The 24,385-nt window shown below is 72.8% G+C and carries 18 protein-coding genes; 14 read left to right on the top strand and 4 right to left on the bottom strand.

Translation table 11 applies throughout. The annotated features are described in order from the left end of the window. The first annotated feature begins 15 nt into the window (after positions 1-15). Complete coding sequence (locus ACFYPM_RS20925) at positions 16-390, top strand: AtzH-like domain-containing protein (RefSeq protein ID WP_387199339.1); 375 nt, start codon at positions 16-18, stop codon at positions 388-390. Here ACFYPM_RS20925 and ACFYPM_RS20930 read toward each other — a convergent pair. After that, positions 387-1,001 carry a hypothetical protein gene (locus ACFYPM_RS20930; RefSeq protein WP_387199342.1) on the bottom strand — a complete coding sequence of 205 codons (615 nt, stop codon included), beginning with the start codon at positions 999-1,001 and terminating at the stop codon, positions 387-389. The two genes, ACFYPM_RS20925 and ACFYPM_RS20930, sit on opposite strands and share 4 nt — an antisense overlap. Before the next feature lie 671 nt (positions 1,002-1,672). Between ACFYPM_RS20930 and ACFYPM_RS20935 the strand changes: the two genes are divergently transcribed. The 7 genes from ACFYPM_RS20935 to ACFYPM_RS20965 all read left to right on the top strand — a co-directional run bounded on the left by ACFYPM_RS20935 (position 1,673) and on the right by ACFYPM_RS20965 (position 15,690). Further along, positions 1,673-4,543 carry an AAA family ATPase gene (locus ACFYPM_RS20935; protein ID WP_387199345.1) on the top strand — a complete coding sequence of 957 codons (2,871 nt, stop codon included), beginning with the start codon at positions 1,673-1,675 and terminating at the stop codon, positions 4,541-4,543. 151 nt (positions 4,544-4,694) lie between these two features. Then, on the top strand, positions 4,695-5,720 hold the full coding sequence (locus tag ACFYPM_RS20940) for a hypothetical protein (RefSeq protein WP_387199348.1): 1,026 nt from the start codon (positions 4,695-4,697) through the stop codon (positions 5,718-5,720). 176 nt (positions 5,721-5,896) lie between these two features. Then, positions 5,897-8,131 carry a TOMM precursor leader peptide-binding protein gene (locus tag ACFYPM_RS20945; protein WP_387199351.1) on the top strand — a complete coding sequence of 745 codons (2,235 nt, stop codon included), beginning with the start codon at positions 5,897-5,899 and terminating at the stop codon, positions 8,129-8,131. A gap of 52 nt (positions 8,132-8,183) precedes the next feature. Next, on the top strand, positions 8,184-9,647 hold the full coding sequence (locus ACFYPM_RS20950; protein WP_387199354.1) for a SagB family peptide dehydrogenase: 1,464 nt from the start codon (positions 8,184-8,186) through the stop codon (positions 9,645-9,647). Beyond that, on the top strand, positions 9,644-10,453 hold the full coding sequence (locus ACFYPM_RS20955) for a hypothetical protein (protein ID WP_387199357.1): 810 nt from the start codon (positions 9,644-9,646) through the stop codon (positions 10,451-10,453). The genes ACFYPM_RS20950 and ACFYPM_RS20955 overlap by 4 nt, the downstream gene beginning before the upstream one ends. Further along, positions 10,450-12,633 carry an NHLP family bacteriocin export ABC transporter peptidase/permease/ATPase subunit gene (locus tag ACFYPM_RS20960; RefSeq protein ID WP_387199359.1) on the top strand — a complete coding sequence of 728 codons (2,184 nt, stop codon included), beginning with the start codon at positions 10,450-10,452 and terminating at the stop codon, positions 12,631-12,633. The genes ACFYPM_RS20955 and ACFYPM_RS20960 overlap by 4 nt, the downstream gene beginning before the upstream one ends. Before the next feature lie 24 nt (positions 12,634-12,657). Continuing rightward, the gene (locus tag ACFYPM_RS20965; protein ID WP_387199362.1) at positions 12,658-15,690 is read left to right on the top strand and encodes an ATP-binding cassette domain-containing protein; all 3,033 of its coding nucleotides are present in this window, start codon (positions 12,658-12,660) and stop codon (positions 15,688-15,690) included. Between the two features lie 8 nt (positions 15,691-15,698). Here the strand turns inward: ACFYPM_RS20965 and ACFYPM_RS20970 are convergent, their stop codons facing one another. Beyond that, a complete protein-coding gene (locus ACFYPM_RS20970) occupies positions 15,699-15,959 on the bottom strand; it encodes a hypothetical protein (RefSeq protein WP_387199365.1) in 261 nt (86 codons plus the stop codon). After that, positions 15,842-16,468: a MerR family transcriptional regulator gene (locus tag ACFYPM_RS20975; RefSeq protein WP_387199369.1), complete on the bottom strand. Its 627-nt coding sequence runs from the start codon at positions 16,466-16,468 to the stop codon at positions 15,842-15,844. Before ACFYPM_RS20975 ends, ACFYPM_RS20970 begins: the two co-directional genes overlap by 118 nt. 322 nt (positions 16,469-16,790) lie before the next feature. Here ACFYPM_RS20975 and ACFYPM_RS20980 point away from each other — a divergent pair, with 322 nt between their 5' ends. The 5 genes from ACFYPM_RS20980 (at position 16,791) to ACFYPM_RS21000 (ending at position 22,403) form a co-directional block, all read left to right on the top strand. Then, complete coding sequence (locus ACFYPM_RS20980; protein ID WP_387199372.1) at positions 16,791-17,153, top strand: hypothetical protein; 363 nt, start codon at positions 16,791-16,793, stop codon at positions 17,151-17,153. A gap of 148 nt (positions 17,154-17,301) precedes the next feature. Next, positions 17,302-17,676, top strand: coding sequence for a hypothetical protein (locus ACFYPM_RS20985; protein ID WP_387199375.1), 375 nt, complete (start codon positions 17,302-17,304; stop codon positions 17,674-17,676). 27 nt (positions 17,677-17,703) lie between these two features. Further along, positions 17,704-18,870: a YcaO-like family protein gene (locus ACFYPM_RS20990; protein WP_387199378.1), complete on the top strand. Its 1,167-nt coding sequence runs from the start codon at positions 17,704-17,706 to the stop codon at positions 18,868-18,870. Continuing rightward, positions 18,863-20,260: a TfuA-like protein gene (locus ACFYPM_RS20995; protein WP_387199381.1), complete on the top strand. Its 1,398-nt coding sequence runs from the start codon at positions 18,863-18,865 to the stop codon at positions 20,258-20,260. The genes ACFYPM_RS20990 and ACFYPM_RS20995 overlap by 8 nt, the downstream gene beginning before the upstream one ends. A gap of 10 nt (positions 20,261-20,270) precedes the next feature. After that, entirely contained in the window at positions 20,271-22,403 is a 2,133-nt protein-coding gene (locus ACFYPM_RS21000) for a B12-binding domain-containing radical SAM protein (RefSeq protein WP_387199384.1), read from the top strand. Between the two features lie 120 nt (positions 22,404-22,523). Here the strand turns inward: ACFYPM_RS21000 and ACFYPM_RS21005 are convergent, their stop codons facing one another. Beyond that, positions 22,524-23,651 (bottom strand): PEP/pyruvate-binding domain-containing protein, encoded by a 1,128-nt coding sequence (locus ACFYPM_RS21005; RefSeq protein WP_387199387.1) that lies wholly within the window; start codon positions 23,649-23,651, stop codon positions 22,524-22,526. A gap of 86 nt (positions 23,652-23,737) precedes the next feature. Between ACFYPM_RS21005 and ACFYPM_RS21010 the strand changes: the two genes are divergently transcribed. Continuing rightward, entirely contained in the window at positions 23,738-24,382 is a 645-nt protein-coding gene (locus tag ACFYPM_RS21010) for a transcriptional regulator (RefSeq protein ID WP_387199390.1), read from the top strand. The last annotated feature ends 3 nt before the right edge of the window (positions 24,383-24,385 follow it).

A 24,385-nucleotide genomic window follows, 5' to 3' on the forward strand; every position in this document is an offset into this window, starting at 1 on the left:
GAAGGGACGTACCGCATGGAGATCGACCGGACGGACGTGATCGCCGAGGTGACGGCGGCCTTCGCCGCCTACGAACGGGCGCTGGCCGACGGCGACGCCGAGGAGATCTGCGGGTACTTCTGGGACTCCGACCGGACCGTGCGGTTCGGCCTCGCCGACCACCAGTACGGGTTGGACGAGCAGCGCAAGTGGCGGGCGGCGCAGCCACCACTGCCGGCCGGCCGCCGGCTGGTCGACCCGGTGGTCACCACGTTCGGCCCGGACCTGGCGGTCGTGACGACCCGATTCGGGTACGCCGGCGCCGACGCCACCGGGCGGCAGACCCAGACCTGGGTACGCCTGCCCGTCGGCTGGCGGATCGTCACCGCTCACGTCTCCGTTACGCCCTAGGCATCCGGGGCGCTGCCACGCTGCTCTGTCGGGTGCTCGGCCCGGTCGGCGGGTTGGGTGTCCCACCAGCGTGGCAGGTCCACGTCCGGGGCGTCCGGGCTGGTGAAGTGGAACGGCACGCCGGCATGCCGCACGACTGCCTGGCCGTGCTCGACCGCCTGTTGCGCCTCCGGCCACGGCGGCACCTGCCCGGTGAACAGGCGGGTGTCGCTGCCCTCTCGGAGCGTCGCCAACCGCACCTCGTCGAAGTGATCGTGGTCTCGGCCCGGTCGGCTGACGATCGCCACGAGGTCGACGCACCAGCCCTGGGAGTCGCCGTCCCAACAGGCTTCGACCGCGCTGATCGGTGCGGCGATGGCGTCGGCCCTCGCGATGAGCTGCGAGGTCGTCGGCGGCGGTGGCTCGGGCGGCAGCAGGCCCTGTCGGTCCAGTTCGGCGCGTCGCTCGACCAGCAGATCCTGTGCCTCGTACAGGCCGGGTTGCGGTTGCGGTCCGCCTTCCCCCCGCAGCAGGAGGATCGCCTGGATCAGTCGATCCGTGCGCAGAGCCTCGTCTATCCGCGTCAGCAACCGAGGCTCTACCGCGTCCCACCAGTCGTCGGGTGTCAGCACCCGAGCATTATCGTCGGGCGGCGTCCATGCCGGTGGACAAGCGTCCCGCGCTGGGGCCGACGGCTCGGCGGGCCACACCCCGGTTGCCGCGTGTGGTCCGAGCATCGATCGACCGAGAGGGTGCTCCGCCCGTTTCCGTCCGCGCGACGCCTACGGCTTCTATTTTTTGTCCCTTCGTGTGCTTGCATCCACCGCTTCCTGCTGTGTTCACTTCTTGACGGTCGGCAGAGGGTGGTCAATTATGCGAGCGGGTCCAGCCATTTGTCGCCGTCGACACCCGTGCGGCGGCGCAGTTCGCAAGCCCCGCTGACCCCGGGATTGACATAGGCGGCGATAAACATTGGGGTATGCCGGGCGGGTGCAGCTCTCCGCTGATTACCCGATTGTCCTGGTCGGAGCCGTGCAGAGGGCCATGCCGTCTGGGGAACCGCTCCCCGGGCGTCGGGGCGCGACAGGGGAGGCCATTTAGTCCGTTTCAGGGGCATCGTTGCACCGTTTGGGTGACCGGTCCGTTTCGGTGGGTGTGGCGCGACCTCGGGAAAGAACCGTGCCCGGACCTGCAACTTGCCGAATAGGAGCCGTTCGCATCGGTATCTTTCGACAATTGGCGGTGCTCCGGTATAGTGCCTCCAATTTCCCTGGAGCGTGCCGGAAGGCGTCTGGTCTGCGTGATGGAATCTGGGCTGGAAAGCGCGTCAACAAGCCCGCGCTTCGTCGGGCGGCAACCACAGTTGGCGCACATCAGGAGAGCCCAGGCCGCCGTGCTCAACCGTGGCTGGCAAATGGTCTGCGAGGTGGTCGGGGAGCCGGGCATCGGCAAGACGCGGTTCGTCCACGAGGCACTGCAGCGGAGCGTCCCCGCCGTCCCCTGGGCTGTGGGGACCTGCTCGCCGGACGAGCGGGGCGTTCCCTTCCACGTGTTCCGGCACGCCTTCACGGCGGGGCAGGCACCCCGATGTGGGCTGCGCGCCGGACGTTCCCCCGGGCAGACCTGGGCCGAGTCCGCCGCCGAGGTGCCGCCGGCGCCGGCGCGGGCCTCGGACGTCCGGCGGTTCCGGACCTACCAGCTGGCCCGTCGACTGATCGGCCTGGCCGCCCGGGACGGTCTGGTGCTGGTCCTCGACGACCTGCACTGGGCGGACGCCTCCTCCACCGGGCTGATCGCCCACCTGCTGCGGTATCCGGTACCAGCCCCGCTGCTGCTCGTGCTCGTCCACCGCCCGCGGCAGATGGCGACCCCGATGCCGTTCGGCCCACCAGACCCCGACGAACACGCCGATGCGGCGACGACGTCACACGATCGGATCGAACTGCGACCGCTCAGCCTCGCCGAGGTCGCACTGCTGCACCCCTGCGTCAGCCAGGCGGAGGTGCGCGCCCGGTACGACCTGACCGGCGGCAACCCCGGTTACCTGGCGGCGCTGCCGGTCGACCCCGTCTCGACAGGCGCCGACCCGACCCGTGCGGCACCGGGTGCCCGGTTGTCCGACGCGGCGGTGGCCGAGCTGCGTCGCGAGTGGACCGACCTGCCCTCCGTCGACCTGGCCTGCCTACGGGCCGGGGCGATCGTCGACGCGCCCTTCGCCGCGGACCTGCTCGCCGAGGTCGCGCAGGTCCCGGCCGCCCTGGCTGCCGAGGTCGGCTGGCGGTTGGCCCGGCTCGACCTGATCCGCCGTGTCCCCGGCACCGGACGGTTCGCCTTCCGGCACCCGGTGCTGCGACTGGCTGTCGCGCAGGACACCGACCCGGCGTGGCAGGCGGAGGCGTGCGGGCGGGCGCTCAGCGCGCTCGTCGAGCTGGGCGCACCGCCCGCGGACCGGGCCCGTTACGCGGAACGCCTGCTCGCCCTCCCGAACGGCCGCTGGGTCGAGGGCTGCGTCACAGTGCTCTACCGTGCCGCGCAGGAGGTCCGGTGCGAGACGCCGGACCTGGCCATCCGCTGGCTGCGGTTGGCGCTGCGTGCGACGGCCGGCCGGACGCAGCGTCGTCACGAGGTGTCACTCGTGCTGGCCCAGATCATCGGGGAGGCGGGTGACCTGGCCGAGAGCCGGGCACTGCTGCAGGAGATCGTGCCGCTGTTCCCAGCCGATTCCCTGGGACGACGGGCGCAGGCGGTAGCTCTGTTGGCGCGCGTGGAGCGACTGCTCGGCAACTACGCCGAAGCGGTGGCGATCAGCCGGCGCGAGCTGGCCGCCCTGCCGGCCGGTGCCGGACCCACCGGAGGCTACCGGCTCGCCACCGAGATCGGCGCCGCCGGCATCCTGGCCGGCCGCCCGGTGGCCGGGCTGCCCGACATGCTCGGCGCAGACCTCGGCGGCTCCGGCGCGGACCGGGCCGGCCTGCTGGCCGTCCGCAGTCTGGCCGCCGTCCACGACGGTGCGCTCGACGACGCCAGGGCCCTGCTCGACGCCGGCGCCCGGATCGTCGACTCGCTGCCGGATGGGGACGTGCGAGACCACCCCGACTGTCTCACCGCGCTCGGCCTCACCGAGTTGTACCTCGAACGGCAGGCCGACGCGCGACGGCACCTCGACCGTGGGCTGACGCTCGTCCGCGCCTCGCACCGCGACGACGGGCTGTGCCAGCTGCTGCTCGGTCGCAGTCAGGTGGCCTACCACGGCGGCCAGCTGACCGTCGCCATCGGACTGGCCACCGAGGCGGGCATCGTCGCCCGCCGGATCGGCAGTCACCACCTGCTGGGCTTCGCCCTGGCGTTCGAGGCGGAGGCGACAGCGTGGCGTGGTGGCCTGCGCGACGACGACCGGGCGGTGGCGCTGGCCCGCAGCGCCGCCGGTATCGCCACCGACCTCGCCACCTGGTGCGGTCGTACCGCCGCGACGGCGCTGGCGACCGCGGCGCTGTTGTCCGGTGACCCGGCGACCTGTGCCGACCTGGTGCGGTCGGCCGGCGGCGACAGCCGGCTGAGCCGCCTGCAGAGCACCCTCCGGCCCAGGTGGTTCGAGCTGCTCTGTGCCGCCGCTCTCGCCGCCGGTGATGTGGCCGACGCCGAGCGGCAGGCACGGCTGGCGCAGGCCGAGGCGAATCAGGTGGGTCTCCCCGGGCAACGGGGCTTCGCCGAGTCGGCGTACGGCGAGGTGCTGCTCGCCCGCGGCGAGGCGTCCGCGGCGCTGCCGCACCTGGAGACCGCGGCCGACCTGTTCCGCTCCGGCGGGATGGTGCTCCGGCGCAGCCTCGCGCTGGCGTCGCTGGCCCGGGCGGCCGAAGCCGCGGACCAGACCGGCCTGGCGGCGCGGGCCCGCCGCCGCGCGCTGGAACTGGCCGGGTGGTGCGGGACGGAACGGGTCGGTCTGCGGCTGGCCCGTCCGGTCGGCCCGCGTGAGGTCGCCGCGCTGACCGACCGGGAGTGGCACATCGCGCGGCTGGCGGCGACCGGGGCCACCAGCCGACTGATCGGGCGGCAACTGAACATCAGCCCCCGCACCGTGGAGGCGCACCTGACCCGCATCTACCGCAAGGCGGGCGTCGCCTCCCGGTCGGCTCTGGTCGCCTGGGTCGCACGCCTCGACGGCACCGATCGATGACCGCGACCGGGGCCGGATGACATCGTTTCGTGCAACGTCCACAGGCCGGGCAGCACGAGGCCGCGCCGCCACCGTCGTGGCCCGAGCGCCGCTCACATACTCGACTGCATCGGGCGCGAATCCCGTGCACCGGTGGTGGATGGAGGACGAGATGATGGGCAGTAGATCCGTCAGGAGCCCGCGTACCCTCACCGCGCCGGTGCCGGCGATGCCGTTCGCCGCCGCCACGGTGGCGCTGCTCGTGCTGACCGGCTGCGGTGGCGAGCCGGTGGACGCGGCCACCCCGGCACCTGAGGGTTCGGCGACCTTCGGCCGGGACCGGGCCGCGCTCGTCCTCACCGCCTTTGACCAGGCCGACTCGGCGGCCTCGGTGGCCGGTGACGTCGAGGCGCTGCGGGCCCAGGAGGTCCCGCCCGCACTGGACCTGAGTATCGCCGCGGTACGCCGGGCCACCTACCACCAACGGACGCAACCGTCCTTCCAGCACATCAACCCGGCCTTCGCGCTGCCGCCCGGCGACCCGGCCTGCTTCCTCGTCACCGCCACTCTCCGGCTGACCGGTTCGGAGCTGGCGCCGACCGACGTCAGCCAGTTCGTGCGCGGCGCCGACGGCCAGTGGAAGCTCAGCCACAACGTCCAGGTCAGCCAACCGTCGCTCGTGGCCGCGCGGAGCATCGACGGCCGGCCGGCCACGGCGGGCGGGACCGCACTCGACGAGACCAGCCGTCGGGCCCTCGCCGCCGAGGTGTTCGCCCGCAGCATCGGGTCCACGACGGGCAACCGGTCCCTCGTCGCGTCGAGCCCGCTGCTCGACGGCCAGTTCGCCGGTGGTTGGGAGGTCTACGGGCAGCAGCTCGCCGGTGCCGGTGCGGCGGTGCGGCGGACGATGGACCGGGCGGAGTGGTCCGACTGCGCGGTGGCGGTGCCGACCGGCACCCTCACCTTCCTGACGCTGCACGCCACCGACACGCTGAGTCCCGCGCCCGGCGGCCCGGCCACCGTCCAGATGGTGCCGCAGAGCCCGGACCTGATCGCCACCGGTCACCTCAAGGCGGTCCGCGGACAGTCGATCCGGGTCACCCGGGTGGAGACGTTCGTGCTGCTCGTGCCGGCGCAGGCCGCTGGCACGTCGGTGCTGGGGCTCAACGACACCGCGCTGACCGTCACCGCCGGCTGACCGGCCACCGAGTGTCGACGACGCCCCCGGCGGCAGAAACCGGTGGCATCCCTCGGATCGGACGCCCGCGACCGCGACGATGACAGCAGCCGTGATCGCCGGCGGGGCCGGCCCTCCGGCCACCAGGCTCGGGAGGAACCATGTGGCGTCCGCGCTTCCGATCGGACTATGTGCCGGTGCGGCTGCCCGACGGTCCGCTCGTGGTGCTGGGGGAGACCCGCAGCCTGCTCATCGACGACCCGGTCGCCGCGGACCTGGCCGACCAGCTCGACGGCGTCGTGCCGCTTGCCGACGTGGTGGCTCGGCTGGCCACCCGACACCCCGTCGCCGCCGTGGCCGCCGCCCTCGCCCGGTTGCGCGACCACGGGCTGCTGGTGTCCGGTCCGGCGCACACCTCGCCGGCCGAGGCCGCCGGCTGGGACGCCCGGGGTGTCCCGCCCGAGGCCGGCCAGCGGTGGATGGCCGGCGGAGCGGTCACCATCGTGGACCTCGGCGCGCCAGGGGTGCCCGAGACCGCCGACGCGCTGCGCGCCCTCGGGCTCCGCGTGACAGTGGTCGGTCCGGACGGCCCCGACCCGGGCGCCGCCCAGGTGCTGGTGCTGCCGTCGTCGATGCTCGACCCCCGGCTGGCGCTGATCAACGACCGTTACCTGGCCAGTGGTCGAGCGTGGACGCTGGCCCGGCCACACGGCAACGTCGTCTTCCTCGGCCCGCACCTGGTGCCGGGCCGCACCGGCTGCTGGGCCTGCCTGCGGCAGCGGTGGCAGGAGAACGAACAGGTGAACGCCTTCCTCGACGGGCAGGAGTTGGCCGCTGCACTGCCGCAGCCCGGCCGCGCGGTCCTGCCCGGACTTGCCACCATGGCCGCCGGGCTGCTCGCCGCCGAACTCGCCGTGCTCGCCGTCCGGGGCACGTCACCCCGTCTCACCGGCCGGATGGTCGCCCTGGACACCCGGGACCTGGGCACGGAGAGCCACCAGCTGGTACGCCAGCCGCAGTGTCCCGCCTGCGGTGACCCGGACCTGGTCGGCAAGGCCGAGCCCCGGATCGACCTGCCCCCGAGCGGCACCCAGCCCAGTCGGGGCGGGGAGTCCCGCACCCGGGAACCCGCCGAGGCGTACGCCGCGCTCGCCCAGCACGTCAGCAGGTATCTGGGCGTGGTGAGTCGGCTGACCCCGCTGGAGGCGACCGACAACGGCGTCACCCACACCTACTCGGCCGGGCACAACTTCGCCCAGCCCCGCCAGCTCGCCGCGTTGCGCCGCAACCTGCGCGGGCAGAGCGGCGGCAAGGGCCGGACCGACCTGCAGGCCCGGATGAGCGCGGTCGGGGAGGCGGTGGAGCGCTACTGCGGGGTGTGGCGCGGCGACCGCCCGGTGCACCGGGCCACCTACCGGCAGCTCGGCCCGGACCGGGCGGTGCACCTGCGGGAGTTGCTGCTGTTCTCGGAACGCCAGTACGTCGACCGGGACCGGCTCAACCGCGACCTGGGCCACCTGCACCGCGTTCCCCGCCGGCTGCCCGACGACGTGGAGCTGGACTGGACCACGGGCTGGTCGCTGACCCGCCAGACTCCGCGCGAGCTGCCCGCCGCGCACTGCTGGTACGGGCATCCGGAGCTGACCGGGCTGGGGGTGTGCTCGGCCGACTCGAACGGCTGCGCGGCCGGCGGAACCCTGTCCGAGGCGATCGTGCAGGGCTTCTGCGAACTCGTGGAGCGCGACGGCGTGGCCCTGTGGTGGTACCACAGGTCCCGGATGCCGGGGGTGGACCTCGCCTCGTTCGCCGACCCGTGGACCGCCGCCTGCGTCGACCACCACGCCACCGCCCTCGGCCGTGAGCTGTGGGCCCTGGACCTGACCGCCGACCTTGGCGTACCCACGTTCGCCGCGGTGTCCCGGCGGCTCGGTGCGGGGCCGGAGGACGTGCTCGTCGGGTTCGGCGCGCACCTGGACGCGCGGGTCGCGCTGACCCGGGCGCTCACCGAGGTGAACCAGTTCCTGCCCGCCGTGGCCGGGCCGGCCTCCGGCGGCAACCGGTACGGCGCCGACGACCCGGACACCGCACGCTGGTTCGGCACCGTGCGGGTGGCCGACCAGCCCTGGCTGGCCCCGGATCCCACCCGGGCGCCGCGCACCGCGGCCGACCACCCGTCGCTGACCACCGGCGACGTCGGGGACGACGTGCGGCGGTGCGTACGCCGGGCCGAGCGGGCCGGCCTGGAGGTGATCGTCGTCGACCAGTCCCGTCCGGACGTCGACCTGGCGGTCGTGAAGGTCGTCGTGCCGGGCCTGCGGCACTTCTGGCGCCGGCTCGGGCCGGGCCGGCTGTGGGACGTGCCGGCCCGCCTCGGCCGGAGCCCGCTGGCCGTCAGCGAGACGTCGGCCAACCCGCTGAACGTCTTCTTCTAGCGAGGGACACGCAGATGATCAGCATGGTGGATCCGGTCGGTGGGCGGCCGGCGTGAGCGGCACCGTCGGCGGTCCGCCGGTGCAGGAGTCGTACCGGCTGCGCCGGGACGCGGAGCTGCGACTCGGTGAGGACGGCTCGCTGACCCTGCGGCAGACCCGCTTCCAGCTCACCCTGGACCAACCGGGCATGGGCCGGCGGGCGCTGCTGCTGCGGCTCGCCGCCGACTGGGTCAACGACGTCGAGGTCGGCCGGCTGGTCAGCGGGTTGGAGGGGGAGAACCGGGTGCTGCCCGCGCAGCTGCTGCTGCGCCGGCTACTCGCCCACTCCTGGCTGGAGCGACGCGTCCAGGTCGACGACCGGGCGCTGCTCGACCTGGTGCCCACCGGCCTGGGTCGGGGCAGTCTGCCGGAGAGCCGCCTGCACACCCCCGGGGTCCGCTACCGGCTCTCCCGCTTCGCCGCCCTCCAGCACGAACACGGCATGCTGATGGCCGCGTCGCCGCTGAGCACGATCGCGGTCGGCTGCGCCGACGCCGCCCTCGGCGCGGTGCTGGCCGCCGCCGTGCCGGGCGTCGGGTCCGATGCGGTGGCCCGCACGCTCGGCGTGGCGCCGGAAGCCGCCGGACGGGTGCTCGACGAGTTGGCCACCGCCCGGATCCTGGTCACCGACGCCGAGTTCACGGCGGAGTGCGACGACGCGCCGCTCGCCTACTGGTCGCCTGAGGAGTTGCGGCTGCACCACCGATCCCGGGCCGGCCGGCACGCGCTGCCGGTGGGTGGCACCTACCGGATGAGGGGACGCTTCGCGCCGCTTCCGCTACGCCGCCCGTACGACGGGGGTCGCGCGGTCGAGTTGCCGCTGCCGGACCTGGCGACGATCACCAAGGCCGACCCCGCGTTCAGCCAGGTCGTCAGGGACCGCCGCAGCGTGCGCGACCACGACGACGCGGCACCGCTGCCCCTGGAGAGGCTTGCCGAATTCCTGTACCGGTCGCAGCGCACCAGCGCCCTCGGCGAGACCGGCGGGCAGGAGGTCGGCCACCGGCCCTACCCGGGCGGTGGCGGCGTGTACGAGCTGGAGATCTATCCACTTGTCGCGCGGTGCGCCGGGCTCGACCCCGGGCTCTACCACTACGACGCGGTCGGGCACCGGCTGGAGCCGGTCGCCGGGTGGGGACCGGCCGCGGACCGGCTGCTGGCGTACGCCCGGGCGGCCGGCGCCCTGCCTCGGCCACCGCAGACGGTCCTGGTGGTCACCGCCCGGGTCCAGCGGCTCATGTGGAAGTACGAAGGGATGAGCTACGCCATGATTCTCAAGGACGCGGGTGTGCTGACCCAGCAGATGTATCTCGTCGCCACCGCCATGGGGCTGGCGCCCTGCGCTCTCGGCGCCGGCGACTCCCAGTCCTTCGCCGAGTTGTCCGGGCTCGACCCGCTTGTCGAGCCGAGCGTCGCCGACTTCCTGCTCGGCTCCCGCCGACCCGCGGGCCCGGCCGGAGCGGGAGGCCGGCCATGAAGTTCCGGCGGCAGGCGTTGCGCCAGTTGGAGGCGCCCGAGCAACTGGACCGGGCGGTCCGGCTGACCACGGTGCCGAACTGGCTGGCCACGACCGCGCTTGTCATCGTGGTGGTCGCGGCGGGTGTCTGGTCGGTGCGCACGGTGGTGCCCCGGACCGTCGAGGCGGCCGGGGTGCTGATCCACTCGAACGGGATCTCGGCCCTCGACGCGCTGGAGAGCGGCCAGGTCACCAAGGTGTGGGCGGCGCCGCACCAGCGGGTGCCGAAGGGCACCCCGCTCTACAGCCTGCGCACAACCGACGGCCAGGTGCGGGTGGAGACCGCGCCGGGCGACGCGTACGTCGTGGCCTGGCTGGTCTCCGAGGGTGAGATCGTCACCCCGGGCACACACCTGGCCGACCTGGAACGGCTCGACACCGCCGGAGACGCGTTGCAGGCCGTCGTCTACGCCCCGGCCGTCGCCGCGCCGCTGCTGCAACCCGGGGTGTCCGTCGAGGTGGCCGCCGCGGCCGCGCCACGCAACGTGTTCGGCACCCTGGCCGGCCAGGTGACCACTGTCGGCGCGTTTCCGGAGACCGAGGCCTCGCTGCGCGCCTTCCTGGGCACCGGGCCGGACGTCCGGCGGCTGCTCGCCCGCGGCAGCGTGGTCCGGGTGACTGTCGCCCTGGAGCCCGACCCGGCCGCCCCGGGCGGCCTACGTTGGACCAAGTCTCCGCCGCCGTTCCAGCTCAACTCGGCGAGCGAGGTCACCGCCTGGTTCACCATGGACCGGGAACACCCGATCGACTGGTTGCTGCGGCGATGAGCGCGCCGACGAGCGCCGCCAGCGGCACGCCGGCGCTGCCCAGGATCCGGCGGCGACGGGTCCGTACGCCCACCCTGATCCAGATGGAGGCGGTGGAGTGCGGTGCCGCCGCGCTGGGGATCCTGCTCGCGCACCACGGCCGGCACGTGCCCCTGGAGGAGTTGCGCCGGGTGTGCGGCGTCAGTCGGGACGGCTCGACCGCGGCCACCGTGCTCAAGGGTGCCCGCCGGTACGGCATGGTGGCCAAGGGTTTCCAGATGGATCTGGCCGGCCTGGCCACGGTGGCGCTGCCGGCGGTGCTGTTCTGGCGCTTCGAGCACTTCGTGGTGTTGGAGGGGCTGGGTCGCAAGGTCTTCATCAACGATCCGGCCACCGGTCCCCGTGCGGTGAGCTGGGAGGAGTTCGACGGTGCCTTCACCGGCATCGTGCTCACCATGGAGCCCGGCCCGGAGTTCCGGCCCGGCGGCAGCCGCTACCGGCTGGTGCGTGCGCTGGCCGAGCGGTGGCGCGGCCCGGGCTCGGCGATCGCGCAGATGCTGCTGCTCGGCCTGCTGATCGCCGTTGTCGGTCTGACCATCCCGGTGATGGCGAAGGTCTTCGTCGACCGGGTGCTGCTGCAGGAGGACCGGGCCGCGTTCGCCGGGCTGGTGGCGGCGGTGGCGGTGGCCACCGTGCTGACCTTCCTGGCCGGCCTGCTCCAGCAACGCCTGACCGTACGCGCGGAGACGGCGCTCGCCCTCGCCAGCGCCGCCCGGTTCTTCCGACATCTGCTGCGGCTGCCGCCGGCCTTCTTCGACCAGCGGCAGGCCGCCGACCTCAGCCAGCGGGTCCGCGGCAACGAGGTGGTCGCCGAGGTGTTGACCCGTCGGACGGCCACCACCGTGGTGGACACCGGCCTGGTGCTGGCGTACGGGGCACTGCTCTGCCAGTACGACCTGCTGCTCGGACTGTGCGCGGTGGTCCTCGCGGGGCTGAACGTCAGCGTGCTGCGCTATGTCGCCTCGACGCGGTCGACGGCCGTCGCCGGACTGCAGGCGGATCGCAGCAAGCTGGTGACCACCGTGTACACCACGGTTCAGATGATCGAGACGGTGAAGGCCGGCGGCGAGGAGGAACGCGCGGTGGCCCGGTTCGCGGCCCGCCATGCCACCGTCGCCAGCCGTCAGCAGCGGCTGGGGGTGCCCACCGCGGTGCTGTCCGTCCTGCCGGCGCTCCTCGCCTCGGCGACCACCGCGGTGCTGCTCGGCTTGGGCAGCCGGCAGGTCGTGGCGGAGGCGATGAGCGTCGGCGTGCTCGTCGGCATGCAGAGTCTGGCCGCCGCGATGAACCGTCCGCTGGGCAACCTGACCGCGCTGGGCTCGCGCCTGCAGGACATGAGCGCCGACCTCAACCGGCTGCGCGACGTGGAGCGCTATCCGCTGCCGTCGGCCGAGGACCAACCCGCCCGCCCGTTGACGCCGGTGGAGGGGCACCTGCGCATCGAGGAGATCACCTTCGGCTACAACCCGTTGGGCCGTCCCCTGCTGGAGAACTTCAGCCTGGACCTGCCGCCGGGGGCGCGGGTGGCGCTGGTCGGGCGCTCGGGCAGCGGCAAGTCGACGGTGGGTCGGCTGGTCGCCGGGCTCTACCGGCCGTGGACCGGACGGGTCACCGTGGACGGCCTGGAGCGGGCTGCGGCCGACGACGGTCTGTGGGCGGCCACCGTCGCGATGGTGGACCAGGACCAACGGCTGTTCGAGGGTACGGTCCGGGACAACGTCACCATGTGGGACCTCACGGTCGCCGACGAGGACGTCGTCACCGCGCTCACCGACGCCTGCCTCTACGACGAGGTCGCCGCCCGTCCGGGTGGCCTGGGCAGCCCGGTACGGGAGAACGCCCGCAACTTCTCCGGCGGCCAGCGGCAGCGGCTGGAGATCGCCCGCGCGCTCGTGCGCAACCCCCGGGTGCTGGTGCTGGACGAGGCCACGAGTGCGCTGGACGCCGAGACCGAACGCCGGATCGACATGCACCTGCGCCGTCGGGGGGCGACCTGCCTGATCGTGGCCCACCGGCTGTCCACGGTCCGCGACTGCGACCTGATCGTCGTGCTGGACGGCGGTCGGGAGGTCGAACGCGGCACCCATGAGCACCTGGTCGCCCAGGACGGGGCGTACGCGCGCCTGGTCCGGGACCACTGACCACGACGATCCGAGGAGACGCTGATGAGTGGCGCGGTGGAGGATTCCCCGGCCGGCGGCCTGATCGGCTTCTGCGCGGAGGGCGTACGCGAGGTCTGCCGCCTGGACGGTCCGGTGGCCGGCTGGCTGGTGACCGGGGGTGAGGCCGATCTGTTCGCGGTGCGCCGGGCCGGGATGAGCCCCTCGCGTCGCCACCATGTGGCTCGGCTGCCCGCCGGTGGCCTGGTGCCGACGTCCACCGCGATCGGTGCGTGGCAGTTGATCCTGGTGCCGCTGCCCGGCACGGAGCTACGCGGGCTGTCCCGGCGGCACCAGTCCCTGCTGGAGCGCCACGTCCGGCTCGGCCGGGTGGCGGACGAGAGGGCGTCACCGCGGGCGCGGGTGGCCGCGACGGAACTGGTCGAGGCGGTGGATCTGGTGCTGGTCACCGTCGCCGACGCGTTGCGTCGGGGGCAGGCGCCCCGGGAGGCGTCCACCCTGTGTGGACGCGAGATCATCTCGCTGGCGCCGGGTAGCGCCCTCACCGCCACCGGTGGTGCCTGGTGGCTGCGCAGCGCCGGCGGTCAGCTGCGCCGCAACGACGGTGGCCCGGCGGAGATGTCGGGCGAGCGGGAGCTGCTGCTGGTCACCGAGCGGGACTGGGTGGTGGCCGAGTCGCCGTGCGCGGTGGAGAGCCACGGTAGCTGGGACCTGCTGGTCAACGGTCAGCTCCGCTCGGCCGTCGACCAGCACGTGGCCCGGCTGCTGCGAATGGTGGAGACCCGGATCGAGGAGGCCGACGCGGCCCTGCTGAGCGCCGTACGGCGGCGCCGGCAGACCGACGCGGCGGTGCTCGCCGCGGCGGCCCGCCGCTCGATCGGGGTGATCCGCGCGGGCGGCGCGGTGCCGGTCCCGGACACCGAGGCCGGCTTCGACAGGTACGGGCGGGCGGCCTCGCTGCTCCGGGTTGTCACCGCCGGGATGGGCACCCCGATCAACGAGCCGGCCGACCGCAGCCGCGCGCCGCTTGACGATCGGGCGGCCGTACACGCGGTGACCCGGGCGTCCAGCCTGTTCCTCCGTGCGGTGCGGCTGCCGGACCGCTGGTGGCGGCGCGACCTGGGTCCGCTGGTGGGGTGGCGGGCCGGCGGTGACCCGGAGCACCCCGTGGCGGTGCCGCTGCTGTTCCGCCGCGGTCGCTACCACCACGTCGACCCGGACACCCGGGCGTACGCGCCGATCGACGCGACGGTGGCCGCGACGTTCGCCGCCGAGGCGACCGAGGTGCAGGCGCCGCTGCCGCCGACCGCGCGGATGCGCCACCTGCTGCGGGCCGGGCTGGTCGGCGCGTCCCGTGACGTGCGGGGTCTGCTGTTCGCCGCCGCCTGCGTGGCGCTGCTGAGCCTGGGCGTGCCGCTGGCCACCGGTGAGGTGCTCGGGCAGCTGGCCCGGCAGGGCGAGGTGAACGGCCTCGTCGGCTTCGTCGCGCTGATGCTCAGCGCGGCGGTGGTCGCGGGATTGGTCGGCGTGGTGCAGAACCTGCGTCTGCTGCGGCTGGACGGCCGGTTGCAGTCCGGCGCGCAGTTGGCGATCTGGGACCGGCTCATGCGGCTGCCGGCCCGGTTCTTCACCGGTCGCAGCAGCGGTGAGATCGCCAACTCGATGTTGGGGATCTCGTACGTCGGTGAGGCGCTGAGCGCGCTGCTGCCGCAACTCGTCTCGGCGGCCGCGACGGTCGCGGTGACCCTCGGCATGCTCCTGGTGGTCGAGCCCGTGCTCGGGCTGTGGGGAGCGGGGATCGTCGCCGTCACCATGCTGACCTTCGGCGCGTTCGCCGTCCTGATCGTCCGTCAGCAGCGGTCCGCGTTGCCGGCCGAGCACCGGGCGGCGGCGATGACCAATCAGCTGCTCGGCGGCATCGTGAAGATCAAACTGGCCGCCGCCGAGACCCGGGCCCACGCGCGCTGGTCGGAGGTGGCAGCCACGGCCCGCGCGTCGCTGCAACGGGTCCGGCAGAGTCAGGCGGGCCTGGTCGCCTTCGGCACCGTGCTGCCAGTCGCCGGTCAACTGGTCCTGTTCGCCGTGCTGATGGGGCCGCTCGCCGGCCGGGTCGCGCCGGCTGACTTCTTCATCCTCAACGTCGGCTTCGCGATGCTGCTCGGCGCGCTGCTGGTGCTGGTGTCGGCCGGGGTCGAGGTGATCGCGGCGGTGCCCCGGCTGGGCAGCCTGCGGGAGATCCTGCGCGCCGATCCCGAGGCGCGGCCGGACCGGGTGGACCCGGGCGAGCTGCGCGGCGAGGTGGCGCTGCACCGGCTCACCTTCGCCTACCAGCCGGACGAGCCGCCGGTGCTCGTCGACATTGACCTGCACGTCCGCCCGGGTGAGTTCGTCGCCATCGTCGGGCCGAGTGGCTGCGGGAAGTCCACGCTGCTCCGGTTGCTGCTCGGCTTCGAACGCCAGCAGCAGGGCGCGGTGCTCTACGACGGCCAGGACCTCTCCGAACTCGACGTACACGCGGTCCGCCGGCAGTGCGGGGTGGTCCTGCAGGATGGCCAGCTCTTTGCCGGCTCGGTACGGGACAACATCTGTGGCGCCGGCAGCTTTCCCCTGGACCAGGTCTGGGAGGCGGCCCGGATGGCCGGCCTCGCCGACGACCTGGAGGCATTGCCGATGGGGATGAGCACGATGGTGCCGTTCGGTGGCGGCACGCTCTCGGTCGGGCAGCGTCAACGGGTGCTGATCGCCCGCGCGCTGGCTCCCCTGCCCCGGATCATCTTCCTCGACGAGGCGACGAGCGCGCTGGACAACCGGACCCAGGAGGTGGTCAGTCGGAGCACCGCGGCCCTGGCCGCGACGCGGGTGGTGATCGCGCATCGGTTGTCCACGGTTCGTGCGGCGGACACCATCGTGGTCCTCGAAGCGGGGCGGATCGTCCAGCGGGGCACCTTCGACGAGTTGATGAGCGACCAGGAGGGGCTGTTCCACAGGCTGGCGCGGCGGCAACTGCTGACCGAGCCGGAACGGGCCGACGCCGAGGTGGAGAGCCGGCAGGTGGACGGGCAGCCCGCGACGGGCTGACGGGTCGGTCAGCCGTTGTCGATGACGGTGCTGTCCTGCAGGCACACGTCCGTGTCGAGGTGGTTCTCCAGCAGCTCGGCGACGTGTGCCTCCGACTGGTTTTCCACGGCGAGCCGGAACGCCTCGGTGAGCACGTTGACCACGCCCTGGGTCAGCAGCAGGGTTTCCCGGTCGAGGTCGGCCCAGGACGCGCGGGCACCGCCGCGGACCAGTTCCGGCGCGAGGGCCAGCAGCCGGGCGGTGACGGCGGCGACCAGCTCGTCGGCCACCGGCCGGAGGCTGTCCAACACCTCGCTGAGGGTCTGCAGGGCCGGACGCGTACCCGATGCAGGTCCAGGGCGGCGCGTAGCGGGCGGGGTCGGACCGTGCGGACGGTGCCGTCGGTGGTCCGGCCGATCACCCCGTGCCGGGTCAGCGCGTGGGCCAGCGCCGGACGGTCGGCGGTCAGGCGTTGCAGCATGGCGGTCAGCCCGTCGGGCGCCTCGTCACTGGCCCGGACCCCCAGCATCGCCTCGATGGACACCAGGTTGAAGCCCTGCCGCTGCAGGGCGAGGATCGCGTCCAGCCGGCGGACGTGGGAGTCGTCGTAGAGCGCGGCACGACCGTGCCGCACCGGCGGGGGCAGCAGTCGCCGGGCCTGGTGGGCGCGGATGTTGCGCGGCGACATCCCGACCTTGCGGGCGAGCTCCTCCACGCTGTACCCGGCCGGACCGCCGGGCGTCGTCGTCACCTCGTCGATGCTCACGATGGCCTCCGGCAGCACTCGGTGACGGAACACGGCACCCCGTCGAACCGCTGTCACTCCTGGCGGTCCGCCGATCGCAGCCTAGGTGCGGGCACCGGGCGCGGGACAGGCGAGGAATTACTACTTGTCCACAGTGTTGTCACTGATTAGAATCGTTCGCCCGCCGCAAGTCGCCGATTATCAATTACCCGGCTTTCGCCGCAGCGCGACCCTTTCGCGGCCACATTCGATGAAATCCCCGCTCCGTGCGCGGACCGGATCCGCCGGTGACCCACGATGAGGCGAAAGCGGCGGCCCGGACCCTCCCGCGCTGCCTGTCGCCGCCGCCGGCGGCGACCGTCGAAGGGAGCAGGGTGTGACGCCTGTCGATCGAGCGGTCTTCGTGGCCGCGTACAGCCGGCTGGTCGCCGACGTCTGGGCCGACCCGGTCAAGGAGCAGGCGCTCGATCGGGACCCGCGCGGGTTCCTCGCCGGCTACGGGTTGCAGCTGTCCGAGGAGGTGCAGGTCCGGGTGGTCCGGGACGTTGCCGACGCCGATCCGGACCTGGAGGTGCAGATCGAGTCGTGGCAGCTGGCGGGGACCACCGGCGTCTTCGTGCTCTTCGTGCCGTCGCTGCTGCCGGTGGCCCAGGCGGAGCTTGCCGAGGACGAGCTGGACAGCGTCGTCGCCGGCCTGGACCCCAGCTGCGCCTGCTGCTGCCCGTGCTGCTGCACCTGACACCGATGTCTGCCGCCCACCGGTCGGCACGGCAGATTCTGATGGCAGTAAGCCGAAATCATTGATTGTCGAACCTCGATCTTCGTAGCGTTCTCGCCACAGCGATCGACCCCCGTCCCACAGTGATCTCCGAGGAAAGGACCGAACGATGAGCAACGACGAACAGGAATATGGCGCGAGGTTCGTGACCAAGTACTCGGAACTGGTGACCGCGGTGTGGCGCAGCGACGACGAACTGCAGCGCCTGCTCGCCGACCCGACCGGCTACGCGACGGCGGCCGGCCTGCCGGTCGCCGCCGGCTCCCGGGTCGAGGTCGACCGTGCCCAGCCCGCCACGCTCTACACCAAGGACCAGATCGTCGCCGACTGGGCCGGCACGCCCGGGGTGCACGTGCTGCACGTGCCCGAGGTGCCGCTGGTCGACCTCAACGAGCTGACCGAGGCCGAGTTGGAGTCCGTCGCCGGCGGCGTCGCGGCGATCGCCGACAACAACGTCAACATCATCGCCGTCCTCATCCTCTGAGTTTCCCCACCCCCGCCGGGAGCCTCGATGACTGACACGACCGAGACCATCGCCTTCCGATCCGGCACCTACCGGACGGCCACCGTGGAGCAGACCTGGGAACGGATCGGGGGCCTGCTCGACCGGTTCCGGATCACCCGGGTCGCCGACATCACCCGGCTCGACGAGATCGGCCTACCGGTGCACGTCGCCTACCGTCCGGTCGGAGCCACCATGGCGGTGAGCGTCGGCACCGGCGCCACGGCGACGCAGGCCCGGGTCAGCGCGGTCATGGAGAGCATCGAGTCCTGGCATGCCGAGAACCTCCGGCCGGGGACCGTCGTCCGGTCCCCGGCCGAGGCGCTCGACCTGCCGTACGACGTCCGGTGGCTGCACCTGGCGGAACGGTCACCCCTGACCCCTGCCGTCGCACTCGACTGGGTGGCCGGCCGTGGGCTGGTGACCGGGGCGCGGTGCCTGGTGCCCCGCGCCACAATCGAACTCGACTTCACCATCCGGCGGGGCTGGGACCGCGCCCTGTTCACCCCCAGCAGCAACGGGCTGGCCACCGGGAACACCTTCGGCGAGGCCAGCCTGCACGCCCTGCTGGAAGTCATCGAACGTGACTGCATCGCCCCGTACTGCACCTCGCCGTTGGCCGAGCGCACCTACGCCGACCCGGGCACCGCCACCAACGCGATGACCCGCACCGTGCACGAGGCACTGCTGCGGGCGGGTTGCTGGGTGGAGATCTGCGACATCACCAACGCGGTCGGCGTGCCCTGCTACGCGGCGTCGATCTGGTCGGAGGACCTGCCGGTCACCTTCGGCGGCTTCGGCTGCCACGTGGACCCGGAGATCGCCGTCGGTCGGGCCATGTCGGAGGCGGCGCAGTCGCGGCTGGTGATGGTCTCCGGTGCCCGGGACGACATCGACGCCACCGCGTACCACGACGTCGGCGCACCGCCGGTGCCACCTCCCACCGTCGACCGGCCGGTCCGGCCGGTCCGGCGGGATTCGCCACCCGTGGGCGACGTGACCCAGGTGCTGCGCGAGCTGGCGTCGCGGGTGCAGCGGGTCACCGGCGTCGAGCCGTTCAGCGTCGACCTGACGCACGACGACATCGGCATTCCGGTGAGCAAGGTGTTCGCCCCCGGCCTGCGGATGTTCGACGAGCGGGCCCTGAGTATCCGACCAGGAGTGCCCCGTGACTGACGTCGTCTTCATCGGTCCGAGCCTGCCGGCCGACGAGGTCGGTCGGCTGCTGCCCGACGCGGTGGTGCTGCCGCCCGTCGCACACGGCGACCTACTCCGCCTGGACGTCGCCCCCGGCGACCGGGTCCTCGTCATCGACGGCTTCTTTCTGCAACATCCGCCGGTCCGCCATCGGGAGATCCTGCATCTGCTCGACCGCGGCGTGACAGTGGCCGGTGCCGCCAGCATGGGTGCGCTGCGCGCCGCCGAGCTATGGCCGTTCGGGATGCGTGGCGTGGGCGAGGTGTTCCAGCTCTACCGCGACGGGGTCGTGACGGGCGACGACGAGGTGGCCGTCGTGCACGGCCCGGCCGAGGAGGGCCACCGCGCGTTGAGCGTCCCGCTGGTGAACATCCGGGTCGCGCTGCGCCGCGCCGTCACGGCCGGCGTCCTCGATGACGCCGAGGCCGAGCTGCTGCTCGACATCGGCCGGGACCTGCCCTTCCGGCGGCGGTCGTACCGGGCGTTGGAGCGCGGCGCGCCACCCGAGGCGGCGGCCGTCGTGCAGCGGTTCCTGACGTGGCACCGGCGGGAGCCCTCCGACGCCAAGGGCGCCGACGCGCGGCTGCTGCTGTCGATGGCGGCGGACAACGCGCCCGAGCTGTGCCCCGCGCACGCCGGGGACAAGCCGATCGACAACCTGCACACCCGATTCCTGGACAGCTGGCGGTCGCGGTTCGCCGGCGAGGCGGTCGGCGGGCACTGGGTCAGCGACCGGGAGGCCGCCGCGGTGCTGATGCTGCTGCACCCTGAGGCTGCGGTCTGGCACCGGCGGGGGGTGCTGGCCGGGCTGGCCGAGGTCGACATCGCCGACCCGATGGTCGAACAGCGCGCCCGCGAGGTGGCCCGCGGTCGAGGGCTGACCGCCGGGCTGCCGACCGGGTGGGACTGGCTCACCGACCGGGAGCGGGATCTCGGCGACGGCGAGGCGGTGCTGCGGGTGTTGGTGCGGGCGTTCGGCACCACCCCGTACCGCAGCCTGGCGCTGTGGATGGTCGCGGAGCCGCTGCGTACCCCCGCGATGCTCGCCGCGGCGCGGCAGGTCGCGGCGACCGCGGCGTCGCTCAACGAAACGCTCGTCCCGAGGACGACGGGGCACCGCCGCCCGGGTGGTCGGCTGCACTTCCGCACCGAGGTCATCGACACGTGCTTCGCGAGGCTGTGGGGCTCTGCCGTCGACGGGCTGGAAGCGGCGGCGTGGGACCGGGGATTCGTCGACCTGTCGGCGTTCCGGTACGGCGCGGAACCGCTCGTCGCGTACGTCAAGGCGTTCGGTGCCCCGCGACTGCCCGCGGTGGCCACCTACGCGCGGGAGGACACCCTGGCCGGTTCAGCGGCCCGGGTCGGCTGAGGAGGCGTCGATGAGCGGCACGGTGAAGGCGGCACTGATCTACCCCCCGCTTACCGATCCCACCTCGGGATACCACTCCCTGAACTACCTCGACTCGTACGCCCGGGCGCAGGGACACCGGCCGGCGGAGATCATCGACGCCAACATCGAGGCGTTCCACCACTCGTACACGCCGTCGGCGTACGACTGGCTACGGCGGGAGCTGTCCCGGGTTTCCACCGACGACCTCAGCGGCCCGGACGCGCTGATGGCCCGGGCCAACCAGCTCGGCCTGCCCGACCCCGATCCGGAGCGGCTGCGCCGGTCGATCGGGGTGTTGCAGGATCCGACCCTGTTCTACGACTACCGGCACTACCAGGACGCCGTCGAGGGTGTGATCTCCTGGATGGACGCGCTCGGCACGGTCGGGTTCCCCGGGCAGTTCCACGCCGGTTTCCGGCTCCACCCGCCACCGATGGTCTCGATCGGCTCGGTGGCCGCGCTCACCGACGAGGCGGTGCTCGCCCGGCTCAACCGGCCCTTCCAGCCGTACTACGAGGACGTGCTGATCCCGCGACTGGCCGCGGGCGGCAACCAGGTGATCGGCATCAGCGTCACCTACCAGTGGCAGTTGCCGTTCGCGCTCTGGATCGCCCGGCTCGTCCGGCGGGCCTGCCCGGACGTCTTCCTCATCGCGGGCGGCACCGAGATCTCCGACGTCTGGAAGTGCGCCAGCAAACCCGAGTACGTCTTCCAGGTGCTTGCCGACTTCGACGCGATAGTGGTCGGGGAGGGCGAGAGCGCGTACACCGACATCCTGGACGCGGTGCAGAGCGGCACCCTGCCGGCCGGGCACCCCAACGTCCGGCTGCACCCGAAGTACGGTCGCCAGCGTCAGCTGCCCCTGCGCTACGCGCGCCTGGCGCAGGTGCCGGTGCCGGACTTCTCCGGCCTGCCATGGGATCTCTATCTCAGCCCGGAGCGGTTCGTCTACTACTCGCCGTCCCGAGGCTGCTACTGGAACAAGTGCACGTTCTGCGACTACGGGCTGAACACCGACGGTCCCACCAGCCCCTGGCGGCAGGACACCGTCGACACCATGGTCGCGGACGTCACCGAGCTGTCGAAGTTCGCCAAGTTCATCTACTTCTCGGTCGACGTGCTCGCTCCGGCGACAATCCTGCGCTTCGCCGAACGGGTCGTCGAGCGTGGGCTTGACTTCCGCTGGGGTGCCGAGATCCGGTTGGAGAAGTACTGGTCCGACGAGCGCTGCGAGCTGCTGCGGCGCAGCGGCTGCGTGGCCATCTCGGTCGGCTTCGAGTCCGGCAACCAGCGCATCCTGGACCTGATCGACAAGGGCACGAAACCGGAGCAGGCACGACGCACCATGATGGCGATGACCAAGGCGAACATCGGTGTGCAGATGATGGGCTTCACCGGTTTTCCCACCGAAACCCGCGAGGAGGCGCTGGACAGCGTCAACTTCCTGCGGGACAACCCGGACCTGTGGACCCTCGGTGGGCTGGGCGACTTCATGCTGACGCCGGGCGCCATCGTGGCCAAGGAACCGGACCGGTTCGGCCTCACGAACGTGCGGCCGGTGGAGGGCTCGGACATCGTCCGGATGCTCAAGTACGACGAGCCGGTCACCGGGGCGGCGCAGGCCGAGGTCGCCCAGGCCAAGGCCGGCCTGAACCCCGGGCACTACCACCGGCCGTGGTTGGGCGCCACCGACACCCCGCACACGTTCTTCTACCACGACCGGTACGGCACAGCGGTGCGCGGCGTCCTCGCCCACGACCGGGTACGCCACGACACCGACGACCAGACCCAGTTCCTCGCCAACGGCTCCTTCGTGGACCGCGACGACGAGCAGGTCTGGGAGGCGTACCGTCGGATCCGCTCCGACGAGCAGGACGGCGTCCCCGGCGCCCTGCCGGTGGACCGGCACCTGTTCCGTCGGATCGACGGTCAGGTGTTCGCCCTCAACCGCAGCAGCCGGCTGTTCCTGGATCTCTTCAACGCTCCGCTCACCCTCGCCGAGGCGCAGCGCCGCCTCTGGATCGTCGAACCGACGGTCGCCGACCGGGTCTGGCGGACCTTCATCGGGCAGCGGTTGATCCGTCGGCATCAGCTTCCGGCCCCGCCCGAGCCGGCACGCTGACATCGCCGGCCGCGCTCCTGCGCCGGTGATCAAGAGGTTTGCGTCACCAGACGCCGTCCTGCTGACCCAAACCTCTTGATCAACAGGGGGTCGTCGACCGGTCGGCCGAGAAGGTTCGGATCAGGCGTTCAGGAGTGCGACCCGGCCGGTGCTCCCGTCCACCTGCACCGGCGCGCCGTCGGGCAGGGCTGTCGTCGCGTCCCGGACTGCCAGGACGGCCGGGAGGCCCAGCTCGCGGGCCACGATCGCGGCGTGCGAGAGGAGGCCGCCGATCTCGGTGACGACCGCGGCGACCATCCCGAACAGTGGGGTCCAGGCCGGATCCGTGGTGCGGCAGACCAGGACGTCACCGGGGCGTACCCGAGCGAAGTCGGCGGGGCCACGCACGACGCGCACCGGCCCGGTGGCGTGGCCGGGGCTGCCCGGCGTCCCGGTGCGGGCCTGGCTTCCGTCGCCGCCGGCCGTGGGCGCGCAAGGGAGGGCGCTGGTGACCGGGCGCGACTGGAGGATCCAGATCCGAGAGTCGGCGATCGCCCACTCGACGTCCTGCGGGCCGCCCAGCAGGTCGGCGGCCTGCCGACCGAGCCGCGCGAGCCGGACAAGCTCGTCGTCGGTGAGACAGAAGTGCTCCCGGTCGGCCGGTGCCACCTCGCGGGTGACCGTGCGGTCGACCCGGGTCTCCTTCGTGCCGAGCGACCGGTGGGTGATGTCGCCGCCGGAGAGCGTCCACGAGTCCGGGGTGACGTGGCCGCTGACCACGCTTTCCCCCAACCCCCAGGACGCCTCGATGCGGATGTCGTCGCCGGTGAACAGCACCCCGGCGACGTCCGCGTCCACCAGGCGTTGCACCAGCACGGCCATCGCCGGCGGCTGTGCGTCGCCCTGCCGACGCCGATATGCCACGGCGCGCTCGGACCACAGCGACGACCAGCACCTGCCGACGGCGTCGGCCACCTGATCGGTGCCGCGCACGCCCAGGAACGTGTCGTGCTGCCCCGCGGCGGTGGCGTGGGCGGTGTCCTCGTCTGTCGCCGACGACCGCACGGCGAGGTAGCCGTCCCCGAGCCGCGGCAGCGCCTGAGCGATCTCGTCGATCAGTTGCGCCGGGAGACCGTCGTTCCACTGGTACGCGGTGGTCGGCACCACGAACCCCGGTGGCACCGGCATACCCGCGCGCAGGAGCCGGGCGAGCGCGGCGGCCTTGCCGCCGGACGTCGCGGGTTCGGCGTCGGTCAGGTCGATCAGCAACGGGCCCCCTTCAACTGCCGGGGCAGCCTACCCGCGCCGGGTGTGCGACGTTGACGTCCGACGCGGGAGTCTGGATGCTGACGGCCATGACGCATGCCTCCGCACCGGACCTGTCGGTTCTGCACGCCGTGCGGGTCGCCGGGGTGGCCGACGACGCGGCCGTCGCCGGCCGCACCGGCATCGACCTGGACACGGCCGCCGAGCTTCTGGGTGACTTCGAGGCGTACGGGTGGGTGACACACGTCGACTTCGCTGGCAGCGGCGGGTGGACGCTCACCGAGCGAGGCCGCGAGCAGGACTCCCGGAAGTTGGGCGAGGAGTTGGACCAGACGGGCGCACGGACCACGGTCGAGCAGGCCCACAAGGAGTTCGAGACGCTCAACGGACGACTGGTCCGGGCCTGCACCGACTGGCAACTACGGCCCGCCGAGGGCGACCGGTTGACGTCAAACGACCACAGCGACCCGCAGTGGGACGGCCGGGTGCTGGACGAGCTCACCACGATCGGCGCCGACCTGACCCGGCTGATCGGCGCTCTCGTCAGCGTGCTGGGTCGGTTCGACGGCTACGCCGACCGGTTCGACGCGGCGCTCACCCGTGCTCGCGCGGGGGACAGGCGGTGGGTGACCGGGGTCGGGGTCGCGTCGTGCCACGCCGTGTGGATGGAGTTGCACGAGGATCTGCTGTCGACGCTCGGGATCGCCCGTGGCGCCGCACCGGAAAGCCGTTAGGGT

This window comes from Micromonospora sp. NPDC005203 (assembly GCF_042872705.1).
Taxonomy (GTDB): Bacteria; Actinomycetota; Actinomycetes; order Mycobacteriales; family Micromonosporaceae; genus Micromonospora.

Excerpts from the sequence above, each read along its gene's own strand:
- ACFYPM_RS20925 (WP_387199339.1), top strand. The coding sequence starts at position 16 with ATGGAGATCGACCGGACGGACGTGATCGCCGAGGTGACGGCGGCCTTC.
- ACFYPM_RS20935 (WP_387199345.1), top strand. The coding sequence starts at position 1,673 with ATGGAATCTGGGCTGGAAAGCGCGTCAACAAGCCCGCGCTTCGTCGGG.
- ACFYPM_RS20940 (WP_387199348.1), top strand. The coding sequence starts at position 4,695 with ATGATGGGCAGTAGATCCGTCAGGAGCCCGCGTACCCTCACCGCGCCG.
- ACFYPM_RS20955 (WP_387199357.1), top strand. The coding sequence starts at position 9,644 with ATGAAGTTCCGGCGGCAGGCGTTGCGCCAGTTGGAGGCGCCCGAGCAA.
- ACFYPM_RS20960 (WP_387199359.1), top strand. The coding sequence starts at position 10,450 with ATGAGCGCGCCGACGAGCGCCGCCAGCGGCACGCCGGCGCTGCCCAGG.
- ACFYPM_RS20965 (WP_387199362.1), top strand. The coding sequence starts at position 12,658 with ATGAGTGGCGCGGTGGAGGATTCCCCGGCCGGCGGCCTGATCGGCTTC.
- ACFYPM_RS20985 (WP_387199375.1), top strand. The coding sequence starts at position 17,302 with ATGAGCAACGACGAACAGGAATATGGCGCGAGGTTCGTGACCAAGTAC.
- ACFYPM_RS20990 (WP_387199378.1), top strand. The coding sequence starts at position 17,704 with ATGACTGACACGACCGAGACCATCGCCTTCCGATCCGGCACCTACCGG.
- ACFYPM_RS21000 (WP_387199384.1), top strand. The coding sequence starts at position 20,271 with ATGAGCGGCACGGTGAAGGCGGCACTGATCTACCCCCCGCTTACCGAT.
- ACFYPM_RS21010 (WP_387199390.1), top strand. The coding sequence starts at position 23,738 with ATGACGCATGCCTCCGCACCGGACCTGTCGGTTCTGCACGCCGTGCGG.